The sequence below is a fragment of the Herbaspirillum lusitanum P6-12 genome (assembly GCF_000256565.1).
GTDB classification, from domain to species: domain Bacteria; phylum Pseudomonadota; class Gammaproteobacteria; order Burkholderiales; family Burkholderiaceae_D; genus Herbaspirillum; species Herbaspirillum lusitanum.
On the sequence record NZ_AJHH01000002.1, the window covers coordinates 1 to 4,401 of the forward strand.

Here is a 4,401-nt window from a genome sequence, read left to right on the forward strand (position 1 = left end):
CGAACTCGCCGCGTGCGACTTTTTCGGCCAGCAGCACCGCCGTGGCGGGCGTCATCTCGGTCACCTGGATCAGGTCGAGCTGGCTGCGCGGATCGAGTTGCGCCAGCATCCGGTTGAACGCCTGCGCATGCTTGGTATGGACCAGAACGGTCAGTTTCAGTTCGGGATGATTGCGGCCGGCCACGCGGCACAGTTCCAGGTTGCCGAGATGCGTACAGATCAGCAGGCCGCCACGCTTGGCGGCGACGGCGTCGGTGACGATCTCGCCGCCGCTGACGGTGACTTTATCCAGCGGGAACAGGCCGCCCCACAGCAGCATCTTGTCGAGCAGGCTTTCCCCGAATGCGGCGAAGTGACGCAAGACCCCGGCGATGCCGGTCCGCAGCGGCAAGTCCGGGCGATAGCGCCGGACCTGCTCGAGGAAACGGCGCGAAGCACAGCGGGCCGGACCATTGACGGCGATGTACCAGCACAGCACCGGATACAGCATCAGGCGGAACGGCCAGCGTCCGAAGAGGCGGTAGACCACGAACAGCAGGCGCATGCCGCCGACGAAGCTGACTTCGTTGATGTGCGCCCAGTGGCGGCCGGATTTGGCTTCATCGGCAGCTTTGACTGCGGCTGACGGCTTCATCGCCTCGCTCATGCGGCATTCCTCCGCAGCTTGCCCAACTTGCGGATGAGCAGCAGCGGCGAGCGCCACAGCATGCCGAAGAACAGCACCGTATGCATGCGAGAAATCAGCACGTTGTCGAGCCACAGCCTGAAATGCGAAACGCCGTCGCTGGGATAGCGCACGCGCGTGGGCAGGTTGATCACGGACACTCCGCGCCAGTGCAGGCGGACCAGGATTTCGGTGTCGAAGTCCATGCGGCAGCCGATTTTCTGCACCGACGTCAATGCCGTGACCGCCGCCAGCGGATACAGGCGGAAGCCGCACATCGAATCGCGGATGTCGAACGACAGGGTATTGATCCAGACCCATACGTGCGTCAGGTAGCGCGCGTACAGGCGTCCCTTGGGCACGCTGTCGTCGTAGATCGGGCAGCCGTTGATGACTGCTTGCGGATGGCGTGCGGACAGCGCAATGAAGCGGGTGATGTCGGCGGCATCATGCTGGCCGTCAGCGTCGATCTGCAGCGCATGGCTGTAGCCATGCTGCGCGAGGTGATGCAAGCCGGTGAGGACGGCGTCGCCCTTGCCGCGGTTCATGGCATGGCGCAGCAGCGTCACGCGCCGGGGATGTTCGGCGGCCAGCCGGTCCAGCACGGCGGCGCAGGCGGCGTTGCTGCCGTCGTCCACCAGTATGCAATGGAGCCCATGCAACAGCACTGCCGCCAGCACGGCGGGAATGGCGAGCTCATGGTTGTAGACGGGGATCACGACGCCGGTCTTCATGTCGCCTCGCCGAACAGGATGCGGCCGCTGGCGTGCTGGCCGCCGGCCGAATGCAGGCGGAACGCCAGGAGGTTTTTCTGCGTATCGTTTTCGAGCTCCAGCGTCAGCGTCGCGCCGGGCGTGACGACGCGCTGGAATTTAAGGGCTTGCAAGGCGCGGAAGTGTGCGGGCAAGTCGAAGTATTGCCGTCCCAATGCCAGCGCCCAGTCGACCTGGACCACGCCGGGCAGGATCGGCGCCTCGGGGAAATGGCCGTCGAAATACAGCAGGTCCGGCGGCACGTGCAATTGCAGCACCACGCTGCGGTCGTCGCGTTGCAGTACGGTTTGTTCGGGCCATCGAGGACGGCTGGTCGACACTGTAGCTGCAGCTTTAGCCGGAGTTTGTTCGAGCAATGCGGTTAGTGCCGCCACGGTGGTCTTGCCTTGCGTGTTGGCGGGCAGGGCGTCGAGGTAACGCCACAGACGCGGCAGCGCCACGCTTTCGATGGCGTCGGCCAGGACCGCGCGCAACTGCGTGTTGAGCGCCAGCTTGCCTTGCTGTTCGAGTACGGCGCGCCCGGCGTCGGTCGGCACCACAAAGGCGGCGATGCGTTCGCGCCGCGAGGACGAAGATGACGACGACGGCAGTTCCTGGTGAACCAGCACGCGCACTTCCGCCGTCAGCGGCGAGGCCAGCAGCAGCCGCTCGATCTGGTCCAGCGAGATGCGCTTTTCTTCCAGCTTGACGATGCGGTCGGCGCGGCCGCGCAGGTAAAAACCTTGCGCCGGGTTTTGCTCGCTGGTGAACTCAACGCGATCCGCCATGCGCAGCCAATGGTCGTCCGGCAAATGCGGCGAGCGCACTTCGAGGCAATCGTGTTCGCTGTTGAGTCGCACCTCAACGCGCCGCATCGGCCGCCAGCTGTCGTCGCGGGCAGTCCCGGCAAGCTCCTGTGGCTGACGCCAGGCGATGCCGCCGGTTTCCGAGCTGCCGTAGATTTCGATCGGACGATGGCCGAGCAGTTGCTGCGTCGCCGCCGCCACGTCGGGCAGCAGCGGTCCGCCGGATGAGAAGATCGCTTGCAGTCGCGAGACATCCGGCCGCACCGGGCTGTCGGGCAGGCGCTTCAGGTGCGCCGGACTGGACAGCAGCAGCCAGGGACGCTGCGGCGCGATGGCGGCCAGGTCTTCCGGGAAGAACGCGCTGCGCGCATGGATCGCGCGACCGGCGGCGAGCGGCCACAATACCTTGAACAGCAAGCCGTAGATGTGCTGGTGAGAGACCGTGGAGACGATGTCGGCCGCGCCTGCCTGCGCGCCGAACAGCGCCTCCAGCGTGGCGACTTCGGTGGACAGTTGCGACAGTTTTTTCGGGATGGCCTGCGCCGTGCCGGTGCTGCCGGAGGTGTAGACCACCAGGGCCGGAGCGTCGCCGTCGAGTGGCTGCGGCGTGCCGGCCTTGTCAGCGACAGCGGGCGCAGACGATGGTTGCAGCGGTTGCAACGCCGCATCGAATTCGCCGATGAAACCGTCGACTTCCAGCGCCAGCGCCTTGCAGGTTTCGGCCAGCGTGTCGCTGGGCAGATAGATGGTTTTGCCGGCCTGCCAAGCGCCAAACAGCGCAGCGGCGAAGGAGATCGTGTCCTGCAGGTACAGCGCGAATCGCATGCCGGGCCGGCGCAACAGCAATTGTCGCCAGCCGGCAGTTTCCTGGATGAATTGGGCGTGCGTGACGGCTTCGCCATCGCGCCAGCCGGTCACATGGCTGTCAGCGCGTGCAGCCAGCGGCAGTGCCGGTACGTCGATGAAATCAGGCATGGTGTTGACGCCTGACATAGAGCCGGACCAGATATTCGCCGGCAAACAGTGCGCCCATGAACACATAGGAAATCAGTCCGGTGTACAGCGACCAGACAGCTTCCGACGCCCACACCGCCGTGGCGAAAGCAATACCGCCGTTGAATGCAAAGAACAGGCACCAGACCTGGGTCACGCGGCGCGTGTAGGCGACGGCGAAGGCCGGCAGATCGGGATCCTGGATGCGTGCGAAGCGTTCGATGATCGATGGCGGACGCAGCAAGCTGGCGCCGAACAGGGCCAACATGCCGATGCTGATGGCGACCGGGTAAAGCTTGAGCGGCAGCAGAGCGTTCCAGAACAAGGCCGGCGCCGCCAGCAGCAGTGCCGCCAGACTCATCCAGCGATAGCGCTGGCCCATCCTGAAGCTCAGCAGGCGCAGCGCGGCCACGCCCAGCAGCACCAGCGCAAGCTGGCGCGGTTCGATCTTGCCGTGGGCGTACCAGACCAGCAGCGGATAGACCAGGACGACCAGTGTGGTCAGGACCTGGGCGAGATCAGGCCTTTTCATCAATCTTGTTGACATCGTCCGCCTGCAGCAGCTTCGCCAGGTGCGCACGGTGCGAAACACGTCGGGCTGTATCCGCTTGCCGGTCATCTGGTTCAGCTTGACCACGATGTCGACGGCGTCGATGCTGTCGATGTCGAGATCGGAATACAGATTGGATTGCGGCGTGATCTTCGCTTTGTCGAGCTCAAACATCTCGTGCAGCATGTCGACGATCCAGATGGAGATCTGGTCCTTGGTCATGGAGGGCGCTAAGGTGGTCATGATGATTCGTTTATTGTTGGCGATGGCTGGCAATCAGGGCGGCAAGCGATTGCACCGAGGCAAAGTGCTTGCGGGTTTCTTCCGAGTTCGCGGAGAGGGCGACGCCGTAGCGCTTTTGCAGCGCGACGCCGAGCTCCAGCGCGTCAATCGAATCCAGCCCGAGACCGTCGCCGAACAAGGGGGCGGCGGCGTCGATGTCGGCGGGACGGATGTCTTCCAGTTGCAGAACGTCGATGATGAGTTCTTTGATTTCTTGGTCAAGGTCAAGACTTGGCATCGCCTAGCTTTCTTTCATGAAATAGTTTTGCAGGTAATACGTAAGCTGGCGCGCGGCGAGGGTGGGATTGCAGGCATCGCCGGTCACTCCGGGAATATCGCGGATATCGATATCCT

At 64.1% G+C, this 4,401-nt stretch carries 4 protein-coding genes and 2 pseudogenes; all 6 read right to left on the reverse strand.

Annotated features, from left to right (window positions below):
* Positions 1-646, reverse strand: a pseudogene (locus tag HLUSI_RS0100030) (LpxL/LpxP family acyltransferase); the annotation flags it as partial.
* Positions 643-1,398 carry a glycosyltransferase family 2 protein gene (locus tag HLUSI_RS0100035; RefSeq protein ID WP_016832008.1) on the reverse strand — a complete coding sequence of 252 codons (756 nt, stop codon included), beginning with the start codon at positions 1,396-1,398 and terminating at the stop codon, positions 643-645. The gene HLUSI_RS0100035 and the pseudogene HLUSI_RS0100030, both read right to left, overlap by 4 nt.
* Positions 1,395-3,197: an AMP-binding protein gene (locus HLUSI_RS0100040; RefSeq protein ID WP_016832009.1), complete on the reverse strand. Its 1,803-nt coding sequence runs from the start codon at positions 3,195-3,197 to the stop codon at positions 1,395-1,397. The genes HLUSI_RS0100035 and HLUSI_RS0100040 overlap by 4 nt, the downstream gene beginning before the upstream one ends.
* Positions 3,190-3,747 (reverse strand): COG4648 family protein, encoded by a 558-nt coding sequence (locus HLUSI_RS0100045; RefSeq protein WP_029362941.1) that lies wholly within the window; start codon positions 3,745-3,747, stop codon positions 3,190-3,192. Before HLUSI_RS0100045 ends, HLUSI_RS0100040 begins: the two co-directional genes overlap by 8 nt.
* Positions 3,748-3,786: 39 nt before the next feature.
* A pseudogene (locus HLUSI_RS34580) lies at positions 3,787-4,008 on the reverse strand (acyl carrier protein); the annotation flags it as partial.
* 10 nt (positions 4,009-4,018) lie between these two features.
* Positions 4,019-4,285 carry a phosphopantetheine-binding protein gene (locus HLUSI_RS0100050; protein ID WP_016832011.1) on the reverse strand — a complete coding sequence of 89 codons (267 nt, stop codon included), beginning with the start codon at positions 4,283-4,285 and terminating at the stop codon, positions 4,019-4,021.
* Positions 4,286-4,401: the final 116 nt, after the last annotated feature.